Consider the following 24,045-nt stretch of genomic DNA (forward strand, 5'->3'; position numbering starts at 1 on the left):
CACCGCCAGGTGCCGCTTCCCACTTCGCCACACGGCTCTGCACGAGCGGTGTGGCACCAAAGGTGAATCGGATGAATGCCCTCCCACTGCGCCCGCTTCGCGCGGCGACGCTTGCGCTCGCCCTGCTGGCATCCGTTACCGCCACGCTCGCACAAGCCAGCGTGGTGATTACTGGCACCCGCGTCATCTATCCCGGCGACGCCCGGGAAAAGACCGTGCAGATGACCAACAAGGATGGCTTCCCCAACGTCATCCAGGCCTGGATCGACGTCAACGATCCCGCCTCCACGCCCGATACCGCCAAGGCCCCCTTCCTGGTCAACCCGACGGTATCGCGCCTGGCACCCGGCAGCGGCCAGACCCTGCGAATCATCTATACCGGCTCCGGCCTGCCCCAGGACCGCGAATCGCTGTTCCATCTCAATGTGCTGCAGATTCCGCCGCGCAATGCCGCCAAGGCCGACCAGAACCAGATGCTGCTGATGCTGCGCAACCGCCTGAAGCTCTTCTACCGCCCGGCGAGCATCGCCGGTAGCCCGGAGCAACTGCCCGAGAAGCTGCGCTTTTCGCTGGTGCAGAACGGCAGCGCCTGGCGAGTGAAGGTGGAGAACCCCACCGGTTATCACGCCTCCTTCGGCGGTGCGACGCTCACTGTCGGCAATCGCCAGTGGACGCTCCAGCCGACCATGGTGACGCCGATGGGCGAGGCGCAGTGGCAGGCGGAGAAAGCCTCGGCACTCCCCGCCGGCACAGCGAGTCTTTCCGCCCTGCTGATCAACGACTACGGCGCAAGAGTGGAACTTCGCCATGATCTGCCGCGTTGACCTCAGCCATGGACCGCTGCTGCCCTTCGCCCTCGGAACCTTGGCCATGGTGGTTGCGGGCCTGGCCCAGGGTGACGCGGACTACCGCTTCGACGACAGCCTGCTGATGGGCTCCGGCCTGGCCGGCGGCAGCCTGGAGCGCTTCAACCGTGCCGACCAGGTAGACCCCGGCACCTATCACGTCGACCTGTACCTCAACGGCCAATACGCCACCCGTGCCGAAGTGGAAATGCGCCAGCGCGGCGAGCGCGCCGAGCCCTGCTTCAGTGAGCGTTTCCTGCGCCAGAGCCTGGGTGCACGCCCGGACCCGCTGGCCGGCAAGGACGACCAGGGCATCTGCCACTGGCTCTCCGAACGCTTGCCCGACTCGACCTGGAACCTCGACACCGCGCGCCTGCGCCTGGACCTCTCGGTGCCCCAGGCACTGCTCGACATCAAGCCGCGCGGCTACGTCAGCCCGGACGAGTGGGACGCCGGCAGCACCATGGGCTTCGTCAACTACGACGCCAACCTCTACCGTTCGAGCTTCAAAGGCTCCAGCAGCGGCGGCGATTCGGATTACGGCTACCTCGGCCTGAACGGCGGCGTGAACCTCGGCCTGTGGCGCCTGCGCCACCAGTCCAACTACACCTACTCCAGCTATGCGGGGAACACCCGCAGCGACTGGAACAGTATTCGCACCTACGCCCAGCGCGCGCTCCCCGGCCTGCGCAGCGAACTGACCCTGGGCGACAGCTACACCGAGGGCAATCTGTTTGGCAGCATGGGCTACCGCGGCATGCGCGTGGCCACTGACGATCGCATGCTGCCGGACTCGCAACGCCAGTACGCACCGCAAGTGCGCGGCACCGCGAACACCAATGCGCGGGTGGTCATCAGCCAGAACGGCCGGAAGATCCACGAAACCACCGTGGCGCCGGGCCCCTTCGTCATCGACGATCTCTACGGCACCGCCTACGACGGCGACCTGGACGTACAGGTGATCGAGGCCGACGGCAGCGTCTCGCGCTTCTCCGTGCCCTTCTCCGCCGTTCCCGAATCCATGCGCCCCGGCCTCTCGCGCTACAGCGCCACGGTCGGCCAGGCGCGCCAGTACGGCGACGGCAACGACCTGTTCGGTGACCTGACCTACCAGCGCGGCCTGACCAACGCCCTTACCGCCAACCTTGGCGCGCGCGTCGCCGAGGACTACCTGGCGCTGCTCGGCGGCGGCGTGCTGGCAACGCCCTACGGCGCCTTCGGCATGAACACCACCTTCTCCAGCGCTACCGTGGAGAACAACCAGCGCAAACAGGGCTGGCGCGTCGGCCTGAACTACAGCCGGACCTTCCAGCCCACCCAGACTACCCTGACCCTGGCCGGCTACCGCTATTCCACCGAAGGCTACCGCGACCTCGGCGATGCCCTCTCGGCACGCGATGCCAGCGACCATGGCGACACCTGGGACTCGAGCAGCTACAAGCAGCGCAACCAGTTCACACTGCTGGTCAACCAGGGCCTGGGGCAGTACGGCAACCTCTACCTGTCCGGATCCACCGCCGACTACTACGACGGCAAGAGCCGCGACAGCCAGCTGCAGGTCGGCTACTCCAACACCTGGCGACAGCTCAGCTACAACCTCTCCTATTCGCGCCAGCAGACCACCTGGTACCGCGACGTGAATGACGACTACGACCCGTCGCAGCCGCCGCAGTACAACCTGCAGCACGGCAGCAACCGCAACAACACCCTGACCCTGAGCGTATCGATGCCGCTGGGCTCCACCAGCCGCGCGCCGAACCTCAGCGCCATGGCCTCGCGGCGCTCCGGCGACACCAGCGGCAGCACCTACCAGACCGGCCTCAACGGCACACTGGGCGAAGACCGCACCCTGAGCTATTCGCTCTCCGCCGGGCGCGACAGCGAAGGCCAGGGCACCGACTTCAACGGCAGCCTGCAGAAGCAGACCTCGGTCGCCACGCTCAACGCCGGCTATGCCGAAAGCGCCAGCTACCGCCAGGTCAACGGCGGCCTGCGCGGCGCGGCGGTGCTGCACAGCGGCGGCCTGACCCTGGGCCCCTACGTTGGCGATACCTTCGCCCTGGTGGAAGCCAAGGGCGCCAGCGGTGCCGGTGTGCGCGGCGGCCAGGGCGCACGGGTCGACAGCAATGGCTACGCCGTGGTGCCGTCGCTTTCGCCCTACCGCTACAACCCCATCAGCCTCGACCCGCAAGGCATCGACGAGAACGCCGAGCTGGTGGAGACCGAACGCAAGATCGCGCCCTACGCCGGCGCTGCCGTGCGCGTCGAGTTCAAGACCCTCACCGGCCACCCGCTGCTGATCCAGGCCAAGCTGCCCGATGGCCAGCCGCTGCCGCTGGGCGCCGATGTGCTCGACGGCAACGGCGTGAACATCGGCATGGTCGGCCAGGGCGGGCAGGTCTATGCCCGCGCCGAAGGTGAGCAAGGCCGCCTGCGCGTGCAATGGGGCGAGCGGGCCGAAGACAGCTGCCTGCTCCCGTATGACCTGAAAGGCGCCGACCTCGACCAGGTGCTGGTGCGCCTGCAGGCAACCTGCCTACCGGAGGCTTCATGAACCCCATCCTGCGCAGCCTGCCGCTGCTCGCCCTGCTGCTTGCACCGAGCGCCTGGGCCACCTGCTACAAGGTCACCGCTGTCGGCAGCGCCACTACCACGTCCAACACCTCGATCCGCCCTGGCGAGGGCGTGGCCGGGGCCTGGCCCGGCGATGGCGCCTGCGACACCTGCAATGGCTCACTCGGCCTGCCCAGCGTGATCAACGTCAGCGATGCCAGTTTCCAGCCCGACGGCACCCTGATCGCCAGCGCCGTGTCACCCATCACCCAGTACGGAAACTCCGCCGGCTACGACGCCGAGCGCGTGTTTTTCCGCTGCGCACAGGGAGACGCGGTCTACGAGATGTTCTCCACCAACGCCGACGACCTCTACAGCGGCTGGTACCAGGGCGGCGACAGCGTGGGCAACTCCATCGGCCTGCAGTCCGCCTACCGCACCGCCTGGCCCAATGTGCTGCTGCGCCTGACCCACGTCGAAACCGGCCAGTACTTCACCGACGTCTGGCGCGAGCGCCAGCTCAGCGGGCTGGACATCGACTCGCGCGGTTTCCAGCTGGTCAAGGCGAAGAACCTCAGCGCAGTGCGCGCCGAACTCTTCAGGGCGCCGCTGGAGACCACCCAGGGTTATTCGCCGAATACGAAGTCGCAGCTGTATGGCCGCACCCAGCCCGCCGGCTACATCGCCATCAAGGGGCCGGGTCTGAACTACCCCACCGTCGGCCAGACCCACTACGCCAACTACAGCGGCTGGCATTACAACTGGCCGGGCGCCATCGGCCTGTACGGTGACGTGACACTCAAGCGCTACCCGACCTGCGCGGTCACCAATGTCACGCCGCACGTGGTGTTCCCGTCGATCTCCATCGGCGAGATCAACGCCGGGGCCAACCGCGAGATGCCCTTCCAGGTCGACTTCAAATGCCAGAGCGGCGTGCTCAGCAGCACCACCCCCAGCACCAGCCAATCGGGCACCAGTGGCACCGCACTGGGCATCAAGGTCTCCGCCGGCGCGCTGGCCGCCTCCTCCGGGCTCGGCTTGGTCAATGCCAGCGGTGGACTGTCCTACCTGGTCTCCGATCGCTACGGCGAACCGGGCATGGCCCAGGGCGTCGGCATCCGCCTGCTGCGCAACGGCAGTGCGATGAACCTGCTGGCCAGCGAGGATTCCGCCAACGGCAGCAACGCCGAGGCGCGTGGCTGGTACCCGGTAATCGGCAACGCCTCGAACAAGACCGGCGAAGTGGGCGGCATCTCCCAGTACAGCGAGACGTTCCGCGCCCGCCTGGAAAAGCTCAGCCTCGGCAGCATGCCAACCGTCACCCCTGGCCGCGTGGAAGCCACCGCGCAGGTGGTGATCCGTGTCCAGTAACTGGCTGCGCGCCGCCCTGCTCGGCCTCGCGCTGCTGGTCGGCGCCAATGCCCATGCCGGCGTCACCGCCGAACGCACGCGGGTGATCTTCGAGCAAGGCAAGCGCGAGGCCTCGCTGGCTCTGGTAAACCAGAACAGCTACCCGGTCATCGTGCAGACCTGGATCGACGATGGCGACCTCGACAGCGCACCGCAGACCGCCCAGGCACCGATCATGCCGCTGCCGCCGGTGTTCCGCCTGAACCCCGGCCAGCAGCGCAGCCTGCGCCTGCTGCATACCGGGGAAAACCTTCCAACGGACCGTGAGTCGCTGTACTGGCTCAACCTCTACGAGATTCCACCACAATCCAACGAGCCCTTGGCCGAAGGGCAGTCGCGCCTCACCGTCACCCTGCGCACCCAGATGAAGGTCATCTACCGGCCTCACTCGCTGGCAAAAGACGCTGAAGAGGCTCCGCGCCAGCTGGTTTTCCGGCGGGCCGGCAATGCGGTGCAGGTGGAAAATCCAACCGCCTACTTCATCACCCTCGCCGGCGCCGAAGTACGCCAGGGCAACACCGGTTCGCCACTGCCGGCCGAACTGCTCCCGCCGTTTTCGCAGCGCACGCTGACACCCAGGCAAGGCTTGCCGGCGAACGCTGGAGAGGTGCGTTACCTGTGGATCGACGATGGCGGGAACAGCCAGCAGGGCGAGGCCGAGCTGCGCTGAGAGAGAGGCACCCGTCCGTGCCGGCTGACGCCATCGTTTGTTTCTGCACCGAACAGTCCCCTCTCCCGCTTGCGGGAGAGGGTTAGGGTGAGGGGCTCTTGATCTGGCAGGTGCGGAGCCTCAGGAAGAGGACAGCTGGCCTACCATGGACTTCGGCATCGGGGCAGTTCGCGAGCAAGCTCGCTCCTACAGGCGCATCCTGGGCCCGGCTTACTGGAACAGATTGGCCATCACGCAGAACGTCAGCAGTGCCTGGTCGGTATCCACGTCCAGCTTGCGCATGGCGGATATCTTCTGCGCACTCACGGTCTTCACGCTGCGGTTCAGGAGCAGGGCGATGTCGCGCACGCTCATCCCCGATACGAAATGGCGCAGCACCTCGTACTCCTTCACCGACAGGCTGGCGATGCGCCCCTCCACGTCATCCCCGCTGGCCATCACGCTGCTCGAGGACTGCATCCCCGGCCCACGGTAGATGCGGTCCTGCGACAGCGCCTTGAGCGCCACGAGGATCTCGTTGAGGTCACCGTTCTTCAGGATCACCCCCGACACCCCCAGGTCGTAGAGGCTGGAGAGGATCAGCGGATTGGACAGCATGGTGAGGATCAGGATGCGCGTGTCGGGAAAGTTGCGCAGCAGGTACTCGATCAGCTTGATGCCGTCGCCATAGGTCTGGTCGCCCGGCATGTTGTAGTCGGTGATGACGATGGCCGGGCGCTGCTCGCGGTAGAGGCCCACCAGCTCGCTGGAGTTGTGCGCCTCGCCGATCACCTCGAAGCGATCGTCCCTTTCGATCACCTCGCGAACGCCCATCAGGACGATGGGATGGTCGTCCGCTAGTGCCACTCTGACTTTTTCCATGAGTTTCTTGAGTCCCAACGTTTGCGATCGTCGGTCGGCCACAGGGCACGACCACTATTCCAGAGTAGCCCCGGTTACCGGACAGGCCCTCAGAGGCTGGCCAGGGCCGCCTCGATTCGTCCCAGCAGTATGGTCACCGCCGCGGACAGTTCCGGCCCGGCGGGCTGCGCGATCAGCGCCTCCTCCACCGCACCGCAGGCATCACTGAGCCCATGGGCCTGGACCACCGCCAGCGCGCCGCGCAGGCGGTGCACCTGCTGACGGACGGTGGCCAGGTCGCCGGCCTGCAAGGCATCGGTGACGCCCTGCATATCCTGACGCATGGTGCGCAGGAACAGGTCGCGCATCTTCTCCGACACCTGGATGGCATCCTCGGCCGCCACTTCGGGCTCCGCCTCACCTGCCAGCCCATGCTCCACGGTATGCCCGCAAACCTTGAGCAGGCCATCGTGCAACGTGCGCAAGCTCATCGGCTTGACCAGCCAGGCGTTCATGCCCACCGCCATGCAGCGCTCACCTTCCTCGCGCAGGGCATTGGCGGTGACGCCGATGATCGGCAACCAGCTGTCGTGCCGACGCAGCTCACCGACCAGTTCGTAGCCGTTCATCACCGGCATGTTCACATCGGTCAGCAGCGCGTCGAAGGCGCCGGGCGCCCAACGCTGCAATGCCTCGCGACCATTGCTGGTGAGCGTGACACGGCAGCCCAGTTCCTCCAGCTGTTCCTTGAGCAGTGCCTGGTTGACCGGGTTGTCCTCGGCCACCAGCACCCGCAGACCGAGCTTGCCCAGCCGGGCAACACGGGGCGCCTGCCGGGTGTCGCTGGCCTCGCCCCGCTGAGCCAGGCGCAGGGCCTGGGCGATGCCGGCCAGGTGGTAGAGGTTTACCTCCCAGCCTCGCGCACTGGCCTGTGGCTGCAAGCCAGCCTCGGCCAGCGCATGGACCCGGGAGCCGCCCCACAGTAGCTCATCGCCACCGGCTTCGAGCAGGTCCAGTAGCACCGCACCGGGTGGAGGCTCCGTCGGCAGTTCGTCCTGCACCAGCGCCGAGCCTCCCCAAGCATCAATCCACACACCCAGGTTCTGCGCCAGTTCCTTCACCGGCGACCGCACATAGACCGGTTGCGGCAACAGCGACTGACTGTCGGCCAGCGGCTGGGCGCGTTCCAGCACCGGCAGCGCCAGGGTGAAGGTGAAGCTGCTGCCCAACCCAGTTTCGCTGACTACTCGCAACTGGCCACCCATGAGCTGGCTCAGCCGGGCGCAGATCGACAACCCCAGGCCAGTGCCACTGACCGTGTGCTCATGGCCGTGGGCCTGGTAGAAGGGCTCGAAAAGACGTTGCTGCTGGGCGTCGGACATGCCGATGCCGGTATCCGTCACCTGCCACTGCAGGGCAACCTCGCCGGTCTCGCCGACCACGGTGCGCAAGCGCAATACCACGCGGCCGATGTCGGTGAACTTCAGCGCATTGCTCAGCAGGTTGGCGAGAATCTGCCGGATTCGCGCTGCATCGCCCCGCGTCAGGCCGGGGACGTTCGCGTCAATGCAGGCGTAGAGCTGCAATTGCTTGCCCTCGGCCACCCCGGCGTACCCGGCGACCACATCCTCGGCCAGCTCCAGCGGGTTGAACTCCACGACCTCCAGGGCCATCTGCCCGGCCTCGATCTTGGACACATCGAGAATGTCGCTGATCAGTTGCAGCAGGGTCGAGGAAGAACGCTGGATAGTAGCGAGGTAGTCGCGCTGCTGGTGGGTCAGTTCGGTCAGCCCGAGCAACTCCAGCGTGCCCAGCACGCCGTAGAGCGGCGTGCGGATCTCATGGCTCATGGTGGCGAGGAACACCGATTTCGCTTCGCTCGCGGCATCTGCCGAGAGCTTGGCGTCGGCCAGCATCTGCTGCGCCTGCTTGTGCGCACTGATGTCGTTGAAAGCACAGAGCACCACGTTCTCGCCGCGATAGCGGGTCGGCGCGAAGCTGGCGTGCAATGCGCGGCCGTCCACTTCGAATACCAGCTCCCCCTCGCCCTCGCCGATCCTGTCGCTCAGGTCCCAGTCCCGGCTGATGCGGGTGATTGCCTCGGCATCGCCCAGCCACTGTTCGGCCAGGCGGTTCTGCATGACCACCTGGTGGCTGTCATGGCGCAGCACGCACAGCGCCACCGGCGCGGTCTGGATCACTGCGCGGCTGAAAGCGTCACTCTCGACGATCTCCAGGTGGGCATGACGTGCCGGCTTGATCACCCGCCGCGAGTACCAGCTGATGGCGAACCAGCCTCCAGCGAGGCTGCCGAGGATCAGCGCCAGTCCGCCGAGGAACTGCCATTTGGCGTAGCGGAAGAAACTGGCGTAGCTCAGACGATAGAGGGCGGTCCAGCCGCCCGTGAACTCGCTGCGGACCTTGAACACCAGGCCGTCGACGCTGAAGTTCAGGCCCTCCTGATAGTCTTTCTCACCGCCGGAAAAATCGATCAGTACCTGGCCGGTGGGTGAGATCAGTTCCAGTTCGTCGAACACCGGGCGATCGAGCACCTGCTCCAGGTCGTTGATACGCCCCAGGTCGAGCAGCGACACCGCGACGACGCGACGATCCAGGTCGGATTCCCACCACAGCGCATCGGGCAGGTCGAGACTGACGTAGGCCAACAGCTCGCGAGTCGTGCCACCTGTGTAGGCCTGCGCCGGCGCCCAGTGCACCTGCGTGTCGCTGCGCTTGGGCGCACGCTCTTCCAATGCTTCATGCACCCGTTCGATGACCCGCAGGTAATTGCCCCGTGTCAGTGGCCGCTGTCCACGGAAGTTGCCGATCGAAGGCACCGCCAGGCTGGTGGCTCCGTGCAGGTCGACGACCAGTACCTGTGGCGAAGGAAAGGACGAAGTGCTCCAGTAGCTGCTGTAGAAATTCGTCAGCATCACGCCAAAGGAGAAGGTGCCGGGCCGCTCCTGCGGGCTGGGGCGCATCAGTTGTGCCAGGGTGAAGGACATGGCGAAGGAGAACTCCCGGCCTTCGTGGATCTCCATGCCGTTTTCACGGATCAGCATGCGTCGCTGCAGCGGGACCACATCCAGGTCCTGGCGTTGGGTGGACTCGTCGCTCTGCTGGGCGACGCGGTTGAGGAAGGCCTCGTGCTCGTGGATGTCGCCCACCAACCGGCTGAAGTGGAAATACACCTTGTCGCGCTCTTCCTGCACCACCCGGCCGAGTGCCCAGTAACATGCCCCCACCAGCATCAGGGTGAGGGAAACGGCGCACAGCAGCACAACGTTCAGGCGCAGCGAGGTGCTCGCCAGTTTACGAATCGAGCCGTTGTCGTGGTCCTTCATGCAAAGCATCCGGTGTCGCAAAAAATGGCGGCGGAGGGCCCGCCGGATACCAGCAGACTGTAGATGTGAGTATGGAATTAGGCGACCCGACAGCCCTGGACAGGCCGATGATCGCCCTTGCATCTGCCATGTGCCTGCCGTGGGTCAATGAGCCATGGCGGTGCGCTCCTGGAGCAGCTGGCGGGTGAATACGTCCTGCGGAACCGCCTCGGAAAACAGGAAGCCCTGGGCGCAATCACAGCGCAGCCGGCGCAGCAGGGCCAGCTCTTCCGGGTGCTCGACGCCTTCGGCGATCACCTCCAGGCCCAACTGCCGGCCGAGCTTGACGATACTCTCCAGCGCCGCCGCCAGCCCTTCGTCGTCCACGCAGCCATGCACCAGGGCGCGGTCGATCTTCAGTTCGGTGAACGGTGTGGAAACCAGGTTGTACAGCGAGCTGTAGCCCTGGCCGAAATCGTCCTGGGCAAGGCCGAAGCCCTTCATGCGCAGGCGGCAGGTGCCGGCGTAGTAGTTGGCCGGGGTCGCCGTGCTGCTGCATTCGAGCAGCTCGAAGACGATATGCGCCGGAACCCCGCCACGGGCTGCGACGAAGGCCGCGAGGCGATCCGGCAGGTCGGCGGCGTCGAGCAGGTGGGTCGGCAGGTTCACCGCCACCGACAGATGGAAGCCCAACTGGCCCCAGTCGGCCTGGGCCTGCAGCGCCTGTTCGAGCACCGTCCAGAGCAGCGCCTCGTCCAGCCCGGCAGCGGTCAACGCGGCCATGAAGCTGCCCGGTTGCAGCACGCCGTGGCGCGGATGCGCCCAGCGCACCAGCGCCTCTGCCGCGACGATGCGCCCGTCGATCAGCGAAGCCTTGGGCTGGAACCAGGCGCAGAACTGCCGCTGCTCCAGCGCGAGCTCCAGCTCTTCGCGGGTCGGCACGGGGATCGCTGGTGCGCGATGCAGCTCTGCGCGCTCCAGGCGTGAGACCAGCTTCTCCAGCAGACGGCGAACCACCGGCGCGCGAACAGGCTTGGCGATCTGTTCCAGCACGGTGATGCCATGGGCGCGGGCCACCATGCAGGCACTGCCCACCAGCGGGCGCGACGCTGAACTCATGATCGCCAGCAACGGCGGATGGCTCAGTGCGGACAGCCGCTGGATCAGCTGTACGCCGTCCAGACCCGGCATCATCAGGTCGCTGACCACCAGGTCGAAGCGCTCCTGCTCCAGCCAGCGCAGCGCTTCGGCGCCGTCCTCGGCAGCGCGCAGTTCCAGGGCGCCCTGTTCGCGGAACAGGTTGAGCAGGTATTCGCGCTGGAAGGGTTGGTCTTCGACGATCAGGATTCGCTGATGTCGCATGGCGGCACCTCCGCGGGCAGGCTGGTCAGGCATTGGCGCAAAGTGCGCAGGTCCACCGGCTTGAGCAGGCAGAGGTTCATGCCAGCGGCGAGGCAACGTTCGTTTTCCTCGTGCATGGCGTTGGCGGTAGCGCCGATGATCGGCCCGCGATAGCCGCGCTGGCGCAACGCGCGAGCCAGCTCATAGCCATTGAGATGGGGCATGTTGACGTCGGTGAGCACCACGTCGAAGGCATCCGGCTGCCAACGCGTGAGCGCCTGCCGGCCGTCGACGGCGAGCTCGACCATGCAGCCGAGGGTTTCCAGTTGGTCACGCAGGATCAATTGGTTGATCGGGTTGTCCTCCACCAGCAGTACGCGCAGGCCAAGGCCGATGTCGGGCAGGGCCTCGGCCAGCCGCGCCGCGTCTGCGCTGACACACCCCTGCGCCGCCGCCAGGGCGCGGCGCAGTCCCTCGAGGTTGTAGCGGCCCACATGCCAGTCGCAGCCTTCCTGGCGCGGCTGCTCGCCGCCCAGGTCGGTCACCAGCACCCGGCAGCCGCGCCAGGTGGGCAGCGGCGTGCGGTCGTGGGGGTTGAAGCGCAGGTCCAGCAGTACGCTGGTGGCGTCTTCCTCGACAGGCTGGTCGCAGGCCACCACCTGTGCCCGCGCTCCCCAGCGCGTGACCCAGCCGCAAAGGCTCTCGGCCAGCTCGCGGGTCGGCGCATGTACCCACACCATCGAATTGCACAGACGGGGTTCGTTGCTGGCCTGCCGGTCCACACATTGCAGGGGCAGGCTGAGGGAGAAGCTGCTGCCCAGGCCGACGTCGCTGACGACTCGCAGGTGCCCGCCCATCAGCTCGGTGAGGCGCTTGCAGATCGACAGGCCAAGGCCCGTGCCACCGGCCACGCGCGCATGGCCGGAGACCTGGTAGAAGGCGTCGAAGAGGTGCGCCTGCTGGTCCTCGGGGATGCCGATTCCGGTATCTGCCACCTGCCAGTGCAGGGTGTCTTGCCAGCCCTCGCCCGGCTCCGAACGCACCCGCAGGACGATGCGCCCGCTATCGGTGAACTTCACCGCGTTGCTCAGCAGGTTGTTGAGGATCTGACGGATGCGCGTAGCGTCGCCCAGAACCCGCTCGGGCATCTGCGAATCGCAGCAGGCATAGATCTGCAGGCCCTTGGCGCGGGCGGTGGCGGCATAGGACTGGACCGTGTCCAGGGTCAGCTCCAGCGGCGAGAATTCCACCGGTTCCAGGCCCAGTTGACCGACCTCGATCTTCGATACGTCGAGCACGTCGCTGATCAGTTGCAGCAAGGTCGACGACGAGCGCTGGATCGCGCGCAGGTAGCCGGACTGCTGATGATCCAGCGCCGTGCGGCCGAGCAGCTCCAGGGTACCGAGCACGCCGTACAGCGGTGTGCGGATTTCATGGCTCATGGTCGCCAGGAACAGCGTCTTGGCCTCGTTGGCGGCGTCGGACAAACGCTTGGCCTCGGCCAGCGCGGCTTCGGTCTGCTTGCGCGCGCTGATGTCGCTGAAGGCGCAGCACAGCACTTCCTCGCCCTTGTAGCGGGTCGGCGTGTAGCTCAGGTAGAGATGGCGCCCGGTGTGGGTTTCCACCTCCTCAGAACCACCCTTTTCACCGCTGTTGAAACCCCGCTCCAGCCAGCCGTGGCTCCAGTAGCGGCGCTCGTCGCCACTGCCGAGCCATTGCTGGGCAAGACGGTTCTCCAGCACCACCTCGGCGTCGTTGCGGCGCAGCACGCAGAGCGCCACCGGCGCAGTCTGGATCATCGCGCGGGAGAAGCCTTCGTTCTCCACCAGGGCATTGAGACGGTGCTGCGCCGGGTCGATCAGGCGCCGGTTGATACGCCGGCACATACCCCAGACCAGCAGCGAGCAACCCAGCAGGAAAGCCAGCGCGCCGAACAGGCGCGGCCAGAGCGGCATCAGCAGGTCGGAGAGGTTGAAGTAGTAGACCAGCGACCAGTCGGAACTGCCCAGGTGCTTGAGCAGCGCCAGGTGGCTGGGAATCAGCCCGGACCCGCTGAAAGCGAAGTTATCCCCAACCCAGAGGTCGCTGAACTGCAGGCCGAGCTGTGGCGTCACGGCGCTACCGAGGATCGCCCGGTGATCGCGGTCCAGCAGCAGGAAGCGCCCGGCCTCGGGCACACCGAACGCGGCGGCGAGGTCAGCACCGAACAGTTCCAGCCCCAGCCAGCCGTTATCGCTTTCGCTGGTCACGCGGGTGAACAGGTACTGCCGGGACTGCGGATCGGTCGGATCGGCGAGCCAGCGCACCTGCAGCTCCTCCTTCGGGGTGCCGGACTGGCCCAGCGCCTCCAGCACCGAGGGCGGCACCACGGCATTGAGCGCAGGCGCACCGTACAGGCGAGTGACGGCCCGCTCCGGCCCCGGAGAGACATAGATCAGGTTCAGCCGCTTGGCTTCCATCTCCGACAAGTCGCGGCCGGACAGTGCCAGGCTCCAGTCGGAGCGCGGCTCGCCCAGCGTAACGAACACCTGCTCATGGGGTGACACCGGTACGTTCAGCTGGCGCCACTGGACCACGGGCTCGCGGGCCTTCCAGGTTACCCCCCGACTGATGTGCTCCAGCAGCGACTCGCGCTGGCCAAGGTAGTCCTGGGCCTCGTACATGGCCGCATTCATCTGCCGGCGCAGCTGCGAGACCTCGGTGTTGAAGCTCGCCGCGATAAACAGGCTGAGGGTGAAGAACAGGCAGGCGATCACCACCCAGGCCAACAGACGAAGGAGCTTTCGGGCCGCCTTCGGGGTAGAAAAGGACGAATCCTGGGGGCGAAGGAACTGCTTGAGTTTCATGCCCGCCAGCCTGGCGAAAAGCGGGCCAGGCGGACATCAGACAAATCTAAAAAGCATCGAATCGGGAGCGACCACTCAGAACCCGTGTCTGCGCCCGTCAGCCGCCCAGCAACCCACTGGCCCGCTGCACCCGACGCTCCGTGGCCGCCTCCAGCACCTGCCAGCCGCGCCCGGCGCTGGCCAGGGTGAACCACTTCCGCGCGCGGGTAATGCCGGTGTAGACCAGCTCGCGGGTGAGGATGGGGTTGAGGCTGTCGGGCAGCAGCAGCGCGGCGTGGGTGAATTCCGAGCCCTGGGACTTGTGCACCGTCATGGCGAACACCGTTTCCACCGCCTGCAGGCGGCTAGGCAGGATCCAGCGGATGGCGTCGGTGCCATCGCCCGCCGGGAAAGCCACGCGTGCCACCCAGCGCACCGAACCATCCTCGGCCGTCTGCGGCAACGCCAGGGTGATGCCGATATCGCCGTTCATCAGGCCCAGGCCGTAGTCGTTGCGAGTAACCAGCACCGGCCGACCGGCGAACCAGCCGTTCGCCGAAGGAACCAGCCCTTCGCGTTGCAGCAGCTCGCCGATCAGCGTGTTCAATCCTTCCACGCCCCAGGGCCCGCGACGCAATGCGCAGAGCAGCTGGAACTGGCCGTGGGCTTCCAGCACCTTCCTTGCCCAGGCATCCAGTGCGTCCTGAGTGGCGTTGTCCGCCGGGCGCGAGCCGCTGACCACGCGCAGGTAGTGGGCGTAGCCGACCGGGCCGAAGAGGTCGCCGCCTCGCCCGCCGTCGATCACCAGATCGCGCAGGCTGCGGGTTTCCTGGGCATCCACGGCGATACGGGCGAGGTCTTCGTGCTGTGCTTTCCACACCTGGCGCAACGCCGGGATATCGCCGGCATTGACCGCTTCGGCCAACTGGCCGATGCCACTGTCGGCGCTGAAGCGGTGGCTGTGACGGAGCATGGCCACGGCCTGGTCGAGGTCGCTGCCGGCGCTGTCGATCAGCATGTCGTCGATGGCTTCGCCGGTCACGGCTTGCAGCCAGTCGCGGGTGGCCGGGCGGTAATGGCCCTCACGGGCGCGGCTGCACAACTCGCCCAGCACCGCGCCGGCTTCCACCGAGGCCAACTGGTCCTTGTCGCCCAGCAGGATCAATCGTGCGCGCGGCGGCAGAGCGGCAAGCAGCGAGGCCATCATTTCCAGGTCGACCATCGACGCTTCGTCCACCACCAGCAGCTCCAGCGCCAGCGGGTTGCCGGCGTGGTGGCGGAACTGGCGGCTGTCCGGGCGGCTGCCGAGCAGGCGATGCAGCGTGGTGACTTCGGTGGGGATCGCCTCACGCGCCGCTTCACCATTGGCCAGGCCGGAGAGGTCGAGGCGCTGCACGGCGCCAGCGATGGATTCGTTCAGGCGCGCAGCGGCCTTGCCGGTGGGCGCGGCGAGGCGAATGCGCAGCGCTCTTCCGCCCTCCTCCAGCGCCAGGCTTTGCAGCAGGGCGAGCAGCTTCACCACGGTGGTCGTCTTGCCGGTGCCGGGGCCGCCGGTGACGATGCCGAAGGCGTTGCCGGCAACCAGTGCGCAGGCAAGTTTCTGCCAGTCCGCCCCCTGGCTCGTCTGAACATTGCCGGGCTTCTTCGGGAACAACGCATCCAGCGCCCGGCGCAGCTGGGCGGCGGGCAAGGCGGCCCACAGCGCCTCACCCTGCTTCAGGCGCTGGTCGATACCAGCACGCACTTCCCGTTCGTACTGCCAGTAGCGGCGCAGATACAAGCGGCGCCCGAACAACACCAGCGGCGTTTCACCAGGGCCATCGCCGACCAGGCGCGGATCGTTCAATACGGCGCGCCAGGCATCGAGATCGAAGCCATCGAGCAGCACACCGGGCAGCTCCGGCGCGTCCTTGGCGGAGTCGCCTTCGGGCGGTAGTGACAGGGCGAAGCGGCTGTCGGCCAGGGTCGCATCCAGGTCGAGGCAGACGTGCCCACGGCCGAGCTGGTGGCTGGCCAGGGCGGCGGCGAGAATCAGCAGCGGGTGGGCATCCGGCGCGCGCTCGACGAGGAAGGTCGCGAAGGCACGGTCCAGCTCGCGCAGCCAGCCGCGCTCAGCCCAGCGGCCGATCAGTTCGAGCATTTCAGTGGTGCTCTTCATGCCGGCACCTCCGCGCGGAACAGGCGGTCCAGCTCATCCATCAGCGCCTTCGGCGGGCGTTCCAGGTACATGCCCTGGGTCGCCGAGGAACTGCCGCGCAGGAACAGGTACATCGCGCCTCCGATGTGGCGGTCGTAGTCGTAGTCGGGCAGGCGCGCCTGCAGCAGTCGGTGCAGGGCGAACAGGTAGAGCGCGTACTGCAGGTCGTAACGATGCTCCAGCAAGGCTTCGCGCAACGCCTCCTGCGTGTAGGCCTCATCGTCGGCGCCCAGCCAGTTGGATTTGTAGTCGGCCACGTAGTAGCGGCCTTCGTGTTCGAACACCAGGTCGATGAAGCCCTTGAGCATGCCGTTGAGCAGGTTCGCCTGCAGCGTCGGCCGCGCCACGCCGCCAAGGGTATGGCGGATCACAGCGGCATCCAGGCGCTGGCTGTCGACGTTGCGGGTGGCGAACCAGAACTCCATTTCCTTCTGGAACGTCGCCAGGCCGGCGAGGCTGACCGGCGTGGCATCGGGCACCCGGAAAGCCGTGCGCAGGTATTGCCCGAGCCAGCCGGTGAGCGGTTCGATCCACTCCTCCCAGCCGCGCAGGGCGCAGCGCCGGGCGATCTGGTCACGCAGCGGTTCTTCATCGACGTCGAAGTTTTCGTCGGCGGCCCATTCCAGCAGGCCATGGAGGAAGCTGCCGGGGTTCGCGCCGCGGGGGAAGGCGTGCAGGCTGAAAGGTGCCGGCACGACTTCCACCTCGCGCAGGTCTTCCAGGCTGCTTTCGCGCAACAGGTCTTCACTGGCGCTGATCGGCTCATCGGCAGCCGGCGCGGGTGCAATGTCGCTGTCGTCCTCGGTGGCCATCGTCGCCAGGGCGGAGTAGCTGGCGATCCACCATTTCTCCGCCACCCGGCGGCGCGGCTCACGGGCGGCGCCCAGCTCACCGGCCTGAACGCCGACGAAGAGCTCGGTGCCGATCTCCGGCGCCGGCTCCAGGGCGATCTCCAGCGCTCCTGCCTGCAACTCGGCCAGGCGCGCGGTCACCTCCTCGACGCTCAGCGCGTTGCCGCCACCGAGCAGGTAGCCCATGGCGCCCTTGTGCAGCTCCGGGCTCTTGCTGTTGCTCATCACCAGCGGCGCCATGCCCAGCCATACGGCGTGGCGTGCGCGGGTCAGTGCCACGTAGAGCAGGCGCATGTCCTCGCTCAGGCGCTCGTCGTTGGCCTGCTGGAAGGCCGCCTTGGCCTGCTCCTTGTCGCGGGACAACTCGACAACCCGCGATTCGCCGGACTGGAAGCTCGGCGGCGTGCCGCTCTTGCCGTCCAGCTCGCGCCAGGTGCAGATGAAGGGCAGCAGCACCAGCGGGTATTCCAGGCCCTTGGACTTGTGGATGGTCACCACCTTGATCAGGTCGGCGTCGCTTTCCAGGCGCAGGATTTCTTCGCTCGTCGGGCTCTCCAGCTGTTCGGCGAGCACCCGCAGCAGCGCATGTTCGCCGTCCACTTCCACGGCCTCGCGCTGCAGCCATTCGGCCAGGTGCAGCAGGTTGGTCAGGCTGCGCTCGCCATCGGTCTCGCGCAGCAGTCGCGCCGGCAGGGCGAAATCGGCGAGCAGGCGGCGCAGCATCGGCAGTACGCCCTGCTGTTGCCAGAGCAGGCGATAGTCACGGAAGCGCAGCACCATGGCTTCCCAGAAGCGCTCGTCCTGGTTCAGCCGCTCCAGGGTCGCCCAGTCCAGCGCCAGGCTGCGGGTGGCCAGGGCGATGCGCAGGGCACCGTCGTCGCCGGGGTCGGCGCAGGCGCGCAGCCAGTGCAGCAGGTCGACGGCCTCGGGGCTGTCGAACACCGAATCGCGGTCGGACAGGTAGACACTGGCGAGCCGGCGCCTGGCCAGTTCGCCGCGGATGGCCTCGGCCTCGCTGCGACCGCGCACGAGGATGGCGATGTCCGCCGGGCGCAGCGCGCGCCATTGCCCCTCGGCATCGCGGAAGCCGCTCTGTGCGGAGCTCAGCCAGCGCTGGATGGCGCTGGCGCTGCGCGCGGCCATCTCCTGGCGATACAGCGTGGAGCCACAGACCTGGCCGTCGTTGTCCAACTGCCAGAAGGTCATGGCCGATGCTTCGGCCCCCTCGAGCAGCAGCGTCTCGTCACGCCCGCGCGCGCCGACTTCGAGGAAGGGCACGGGGTTTTCCTGCCCTTCCACCGCGAAGCGGAACGCCGCGCGCGGATGACTTTCGGCGAAGAGGAAACAGCGGTTGGCCGCTTCGACCATCGCCAGCGTGGAGCGGTAGTTGGTGCCCAGCGTGTAGTGGCGCCCGGCGGTAGCGGCGCGGGCGCGCAGGTAGGTGTGGATATCGGCGCCACGGAAGGCATAGATCGCCTGCTTGGGGTCGCCGATCATGAACAGACCGAGGTTCCGAGGGTTCTCGGCGATGCGGTAGACGCGCTCGAAGATGCGATACTGCAGCGGGTCGGTGTCCTGGAATTCGTCGATCAGCGCCACCGGGAACTGCTCGCGGATACGCTCGGCCAGGCGCTCGCCGCCACTGCCGGCGAGGGCACGGTCGAGGCGAACCAGCAGGTCGTCGAAGCCCAGCTCGGCGCGTTTCTGCTTTTCCGCTTCGAGGTTCTGCCGCACTTCATTCAGCGCATGCAGCAGCAGTTGCGGGGCGATCTCCGGGCGTTGCTCGGCGCGCTCGACCCAGGCGTCGATGGCCAGCAACGCAGGGTGTTCCGGCACCACGGCCTTGGCCTTCACCTTGATCCGCGTCTGGCCGAACTTGGCCAGATTGTCCGGCGCATCGGCGCCCTCGCTCCAGGCATCGAGCGCTTCGATCCAGCCGGCAAAGACGCTGTCGTCATCCTTGCCGCGATAACTGTTGCCGTTGAGGTCGCCACGCAGGTTGCGCAGCAGTTCGGCGACGCCGGCACGGTCCGCCGCCCAGGCTTCGCGGGCGCGTGTTTCGGCGGCATCGAGTTCGTCGTAGAACTGGCCGGTGGTCTCCAGCAGCTCGCTGAGGGAGGCCGGGGCGGTCAACGGTTGATCGGCATAGCGGAACCCGGCTTCCTGCGCCGCCAGCAGCGGTTGCAGGGCACGGGCCAGCGCTTCGGGGCCGGCGTAGCAATGGCGCACGGCGTTGGCCGCCGCCACATCCAGCGGGTAGAAATTGCGCCGCCAATAGTCACGCACCGCTTCGGCGAGCAGTTCGCTCTGGTCGGCAGCGAGGTCCTGGGTGAACAGGCTGCCGCTGTCGAAAGCGTGCTCGCGCAGCATGCGGTAGCACCAGCTGTGGATGGTCGAAACGGCAGCCTCGTCCATCCATTCGGCAGCCAGGCGCAGCAGGCGTGCGCAGCCGGGCCAGCGCTCAGGCGCATAGCTGTCGCGCAGCTTCACCAGCAGGCCGTCATGCTTCTGCTCGGGCTCGGCGAAGCAGCGTGCGGCCTCGCCCAGGCGCGCACGGATGCGTTCACGCAATTCCTGGGTCGCGGCTTCGGTGAAGGTCACCACGAGGATTTCCGGTGGGCTCAATGGCCGGCCAAAGGCAGCCTGTTCGCCGCCATGGTCGAGGACCAGGCGCACATAGAGCAGCGCAATGGTGAAGGTCTTGCCGGTGCCGGCGCTGGCCTCGATCAGCCGGCTGCCATGCAGCGGGAATTCGAGCGGGTTGAGCTCGACTGCGCTCATGCTTCCGCCTCCTTGCGCTGCAGAATCGCGAACAACGGCCCGTACAAGGCTTCGGCCCAGGCGGCGAACTCCTCGCTCGCATTGAGCGTGGCGAAATCCGGGTAGACCCGCGCCAGCGCCGCCGACGAAGCAGCCTCGCCACTCAGGTTGAAGCCGCCGTCATAGCGTTTGGCGGCTTCGCGGGCGGCACGTTCCTCATCTTCTCCGGCGGCCAGCCAGGCGAAGGCGGCCTTGCATGCCACCGGCAGCGGGCGGCTCATGCCCAGGAACCACGCGTCCAGCAGCGCGTCCAGCTCGGCGCGCGCTTCCTGCGCCGGCAGCGGCGGGAACTCCAGGGTGCCGGTCAGGCCGACCAGCACGCTGCTCACCGGCTCGCCGCACAGCTGCAGCGCGAGATGGCGCACCCAGGGGCGCACCAGCCCGTGCCATTTGTAGCCTTTGCCCTCGTGAAGCTTGCCGCTGACCAGTTGCAGGCTGGCGAGCTGGCCATCGGTGTTGCGACGCAGGCCACCGAGCCAGTCGGCCAGTTCGATGCCGGCATGCTCGTGGTTGAGCTCGCGCTGTTCCTCTTCCACCTGCGACCAGTGCTCCAGCTGTTCGCGGTAGCGGGCCAGCAGGTCATGCAGCGGCGCCACCAGCGCCTGGGCGGAGAAGTCGCCGAAGGCCGCCAGCGGCAGCCGTCCTTCGCGGCGCAGGCGTTCGACCTGGCCGTTGAGTTGCGCGGCCAGTTGATCGGCCTGCCAGTGCTGCTCGACCCACGGGCGCAGGCGCTCGCAGAGTTCGAATTGCAGCTGCCAGACGTCCAGCCCGTTCAGCTCGAAGGGCTCTTCGTCCTGGCCGGTCAGTTGCTCCTCGGCAAAGCGCACCTTGAGGCGCTGCAGGAAGAAGGCGCCGACCGGGTTGGCGAGGAAATCGGCAAGCACACGCAGGCCGATGGGCGCATCCAGCGCGAGCGGCGGCAGCGGCGCTGCATCGGTTTCGCCGTGATGTTCGCGGTGCACGTCACGCCACTCGCGGGCGTAGGTGTAGAGGCCATCGACACCGTGCGCGGATGGCGCATCGAAATAGGCGCGGCTGAAAGGCTGCAGTGGATGCTCCAGGGTCAGGCCGTGCAGCAGGTCGCCGCCGTCGGCGTTGTGCCAGCCCGCGGCGAGGTGGTCGCGCAACTGGCCGACCAGCACCGACGGCGGCCGTTCGCTGTTGTCACGGATGCTTCGGCCGACCCAGCTGACGTAGAGCTGGCGGCGTGCCGAGAGCAGCGCTTCGAGCAGCAGGTAACGGTCGTCCTCGCGGCGCGAGCGGTCGCCGGGGCGGTAGTCGTTGCGCATCAGGTCGAAATCCAGCGGCGACTGCGGGCGCGGGTAGTCGCCGTCGTTCATGCCGAGCAGGCAGACCAGCTGGAAGGGAATCGCGCGCATCGGCATCAGGGTGCAGAAGCTCACCGCACCGGCGAGGAAGCGCTGGTTCAGGCCGCCTGCGTCCAGGCCACCGAGCCAGGCCTCGCGCACCACCGAAAGCGGCAGCGGATCGCTGAAGCCAGCGTGGCCGCAGGTTTCCAGCCAGCCCTCAAGCAGTTGCAGGAGTTGCTGGCGCAGCAGTTCATCGTGGTCATCGGTGACCTGGAAGAAGTCTTCCAGCAGGGTGCGCAGGCGCTGTACCCAGATAGTGGGGGCCGCTTCCTCGGCGAGCAGGTCGCAGGCCTTTTCCAGCGCGCCGAGCAACCCGGCCAAGGGACCGAGCGCGGCGGCGTCGAGCCCGCCGATTTCCGCGTAGGGCTGGATGCCCTGGAAGGCCTCGCCCTCGCCCACCGCAAAGCCCAGCAGCATGCGCCGCAGGCCGAAACGCCAGCTGTTGGCCTCGGCGGCGGAGGGCAGGCCAAGGCGTTCGCGCTGCTGGCCGTCGAGGCCCCAGCGCACCCCGGCGCCGTCGATCCAGCGGCGCAGCAGCGGCAGGTCGGCGTCGGCCAGGCCGAAGCGCGCGCGTACGGCGGCGACGTCCAGCAGGTCGAGGATTTCACTCACGGCAAAGCGGCTGTCCGGCAGCCGCAGCAGATGCTCCAGCGCCACCAGCAGCGGCTCGCGGCCGCGCTGGCCCTGGTCAGCCAGGGTGTAGGGGATGAAGCGCCTGTCGTCGCGCGGCAACTGGCCGAACACCGCTTCGATGTGCGGCGCGTAGGGGTTGATGTCCGGGACCATGACGATCACGTCGCGCGGGCGCAATGTCGGGTCGGCGTCGAAGCGGGCGAGCAGTTGGTCGTGGAGGATTTCCACTTCGCGCTGGGCGCTGTGGGCGACGTGGAAGCGCACCGAGTCGTCGGCCTGCGGGTCGACCGCCGGCCAGTGCTCGCGGGTTTCGTTGATCGGCCGCAGTTCGAGGATGTCGTCCTGCAGCTGGCCGAGCAGGTTCGTCGGCTCGACCTCGCTGAACAGGTCGATGCGCCCATTGCTCACGGCGCCCAGGCGCGCGCGGTAGGTTTCCGGGTCGTCGTACTGGTCGAGCAGGTTGATGTAGTCGCGCCCCTGCTTGCCCCAGGCGGCCAGCAACGGCTGGGCGTACTGGTGCTGCTGGTCGTCGGAGAGCAGTTCCGGGGTGCCGGCGCGGCGGCGCTGGCGGCGGTACTCGTGGCGCAGCAGGTCCTTGTCGGCGACGATGTCGGCCCAGTGGTGGCGGCAGGGGTTGTGCACGCAGAGCAGTACCTGGGCGTGGCGCGCCAGCACGGCAAGCGCCTCGACGGTCTGCGCGGGCATCGCGGAGATACCGAACACCACCACCCGGCGCGGCAATCCCGGCAGCGGGTTCTCGGCGGACTTGAGCTTCTGGATGAAGCGGCCATGCACGCCCGCACGGCTGGTGGCCAGGCCCTCGGCGCCGACGTCGTCGAGCAGCGCGCGCCACAGGGCGGCCTGCCAGCGGTTGTCAGCGTCCAGTTCCTTCACGGTGCCGTTGGCCAGGCGCAGCTGGTCGACACCGCGGCTCCAGTCCTCCAGCCAGTCGGCGCGGTACACCTGGTACTGGTCGAACAGGTCGGCCAGGCGCTCGGCCAACTGGTGGCGCTTGCGCAGGTCGGCATCGTCGGCGAGGAAGCGCTGCAGGGTGGCGAACTCGCCCTGCTCCAGCAGCGTCGGCAGCAGGCGCATCAGGCGCCAGGTCAGCGGGCCCTTGTCGAGTACCGAAACCTCGGGGATTTCGTCGCGGCCCAGCGCTCCGCGATAGGCGCGCCAGAGGAACTGCGCCGGCAGTTGCACGTCGAGCGCGGCGGTGACGCCACAACCGCCCTCCTCCACATCACGCCCCAGCGCCAGCTTCAGCCACTGGGCGATGCCGTTGCTCTGCACCAGGATGACTTCGTTCTCCAGCGGCGCCAGCGGATGCAGGCTCATCCACTGCACCAGCAGGTCGCGCAGCGCTTCCGGATGGTTGCCGTGGATCACCATCAGGCCGGGGGTCAGTCGCTGCTCGCTCATCGGATCTCCTGGGTCGGACGGGCAGCCATTGCCCACGTCTTGCGACAGGCATTTCACCAAAAGCGAACACAACGGGATAGCTTTTTACGGGTGGACCCGAAGCCTCAGCTGCCAGTTTCGGGCCCGGCGGCCAGCGCCCAGGTCTGGCGCACGTCGTTGACCATCGCCGCGCGAAGCGCCTCGCGACGGCGGAATTCGCTTCGATGGTGGCTTTTCACCTCGGCGATATCACGTGCTGGCTCACGCTCGGGCAAGCGGTACCAGTGGCGCTCGTGGCGCACGCCGTGCAGCTCCAGCCAGAAGGCATCATAGCTGGACCTCAGCTTGTGCGAGCAGGTATGCGCGGCGTCGCCGATCCCCTGAATGGGCAGACCGCCGATGCAGTCCGCCAGCGCGTAAAGGGCACTGATCAGCAGGCTCTTCGGACGCATCCCGTGCATTTCCTTGCCCAGCCACTTGACCAGCCCTTCTCCCAGGTCGGAACGCGGGCCTTGCAGGCCGCCGATCATGATGGCCTGGCTGCCCAGGCAGAAACTCAGGGAGTACAGCCGCTGGCCAGTGGCATCGCGCAGGAACAGGCCGACCTCACCTTCCTTGGCAAATACCGAGGGCTCCAGGGACAGATGAAGCCGTTCGCCGCCCTTGAGCGCTATCTCGCACAGGGCAACGCGCTGATAGCCGAGCAAGCGCTCCTTCCAGGAACCAGGCAACCGCCCCAGGCACGCGTAGTGTTCGATCAGGGCACGCAGACGACGAGGGATGCCCCAGTACCGGCAGAGATACTTCTTGCGGTAACGCCGGGCGGCCACCAGCTGATCGTTGTAGGACACGTCCAGCTGCGGGTGCTGCCGGCGCTGGCGAGTCCAGCGCCAGTGCAGGTGGGGGGCAACGATCATGGCCAGCAGGTTCTGGCCGGATTTACGAAGCGAGCGCAATGACATACAG

At 67.3% G+C, this 24,045-nt stretch carries 12 protein-coding genes; 4 read left to right on the plus strand and 8 right to left on the minus strand.

Going from position 1 to position 24,045, the window contains the following annotated elements; genetic code table 11:
• Window positions 1-71 precede the first annotated feature (71 nt).
• The 4 genes from A6723_RS21685 to A6723_RS21700 are packed head-to-tail and all read left to right on the plus strand — an operon-like array spanning window position 72 to window position 5,478.
• Window positions 72-824, plus strand: a complete 753-nt coding sequence (locus A6723_RS21685) for a molecular chaperone (RefSeq protein ID WP_054906536.1) — start codon at window positions 72-74, stop codon at window positions 822-824.
• The gene (locus A6723_RS21690) at window positions 808-3,399 is read left to right on the plus strand and encodes a fimbria/pilus outer membrane usher protein (RefSeq protein WP_082450418.1); all 2,592 of its coding nucleotides are present in this window, start codon (window positions 808-810) and stop codon (window positions 3,397-3,399) included. Before A6723_RS21685 ends, A6723_RS21690 begins: the two co-directional genes overlap by 17 nt.
• Window positions 3,396-4,769: a fimbrial protein gene (locus A6723_RS21695; protein WP_054906537.1), complete on the plus strand. Its 1,374-nt coding sequence runs from the start codon at window positions 3,396-3,398 to the stop codon at window positions 4,767-4,769. The genes A6723_RS21690 and A6723_RS21695 overlap by 4 nt, the downstream gene beginning before the upstream one ends.
• The gene (locus A6723_RS21700) at window positions 4,759-5,478 is read left to right on the plus strand and encodes a molecular chaperone (RefSeq protein ID WP_054906538.1); all 720 of its coding nucleotides are present in this window, start codon (window positions 4,759-4,761) and stop codon (window positions 5,476-5,478) included. The genes A6723_RS21695 and A6723_RS21700 overlap by 11 nt, the downstream gene beginning before the upstream one ends.
• Window positions 5,479-5,688: 210 nt before the next feature.
• On the opposite strand, the gene A6723_RS21705 is transcribed toward A6723_RS21700, so the two are convergent.
• The 8 genes from A6723_RS21705 to A6723_RS21740 all read right to left on the minus strand — a co-directional run bounded on the left by A6723_RS21705 (window position 5,689) and on the right by A6723_RS21740 (window position 23,996).
• The gene (locus A6723_RS21705; RefSeq protein WP_054906539.1) at window positions 5,689-6,339 is read right to left on the minus strand and encodes a response regulator; all 651 of its coding nucleotides are present in this window, start codon (window positions 6,337-6,339) and stop codon (window positions 5,689-5,691) included.
• 89 nt (window positions 6,340-6,428) lie between these two features.
• A complete protein-coding gene (locus A6723_RS21710; RefSeq protein ID WP_054906540.1) occupies window positions 6,429-9,662 on the minus strand; it encodes a hybrid sensor histidine kinase/response regulator in 3,234 nt (1,077 codons plus the stop codon).
• Between the two features lie 144 nt (window positions 9,663-9,806).
• Window positions 9,807-11,003, minus strand: a complete 1,197-nt coding sequence (locus tag A6723_RS21715) for an EAL domain-containing protein (RefSeq protein ID WP_054906541.1) — start codon at window positions 11,001-11,003, stop codon at window positions 9,807-9,809.
• The gene (locus A6723_RS21720) at window positions 10,982-13,828 is read right to left on the minus strand and encodes an ATP-binding protein (protein WP_054906542.1); all 2,847 of its coding nucleotides are present in this window, start codon (window positions 13,826-13,828) and stop codon (window positions 10,982-10,984) included. The genes A6723_RS21715 and A6723_RS21720 overlap by 22 nt, the downstream gene beginning before the upstream one ends.
• A 97-nt stretch (window positions 13,829-13,925) precedes the next feature.
• On the minus strand, window positions 13,926-15,965 hold the full coding sequence (gene recD / locus A6723_RS21725) for an exodeoxyribonuclease V subunit alpha (RefSeq protein ID WP_054906543.1): 2,040 nt from the start codon (window positions 15,963-15,965) through the stop codon (window positions 13,926-13,928).
• Window positions 15,962-19,636, minus strand: coding sequence for an exodeoxyribonuclease V subunit beta (recB, locus tag A6723_RS21730; RefSeq protein ID WP_054906544.1), 3,675 nt, complete (start codon window positions 19,634-19,636; stop codon window positions 15,962-15,964). Before recB ends, recD begins: the two co-directional genes overlap by 4 nt.
• Window positions 19,633-23,100, minus strand: a complete 3,468-nt coding sequence (gene recC, locus A6723_RS21735) for an exodeoxyribonuclease V subunit gamma (protein ID WP_082450419.1) — start codon at window positions 23,098-23,100, stop codon at window positions 19,633-19,635. Before recC ends, recB begins: the two co-directional genes overlap by 4 nt.
• A gap of 104 nt (window positions 23,101-23,204) precedes the next feature.
• Window positions 23,205-23,996 (minus strand): DUF535 family protein, encoded by a 792-nt coding sequence (locus A6723_RS21740; protein WP_175405572.1) that lies wholly within the window; start codon window positions 23,994-23,996, stop codon window positions 23,205-23,207.
• Between the last annotated feature and the right edge of the window lie 49 nt (window positions 23,997-24,045).

It is taken from the genome of Pseudomonas sp. AU11447, from assembly GCF_001672555.2.
Classification (GTDB): Bacteria; Pseudomonadota; Gammaproteobacteria; order Pseudomonadales; family Pseudomonadaceae; genus Pseudomonas; species Pseudomonas nitroreducens.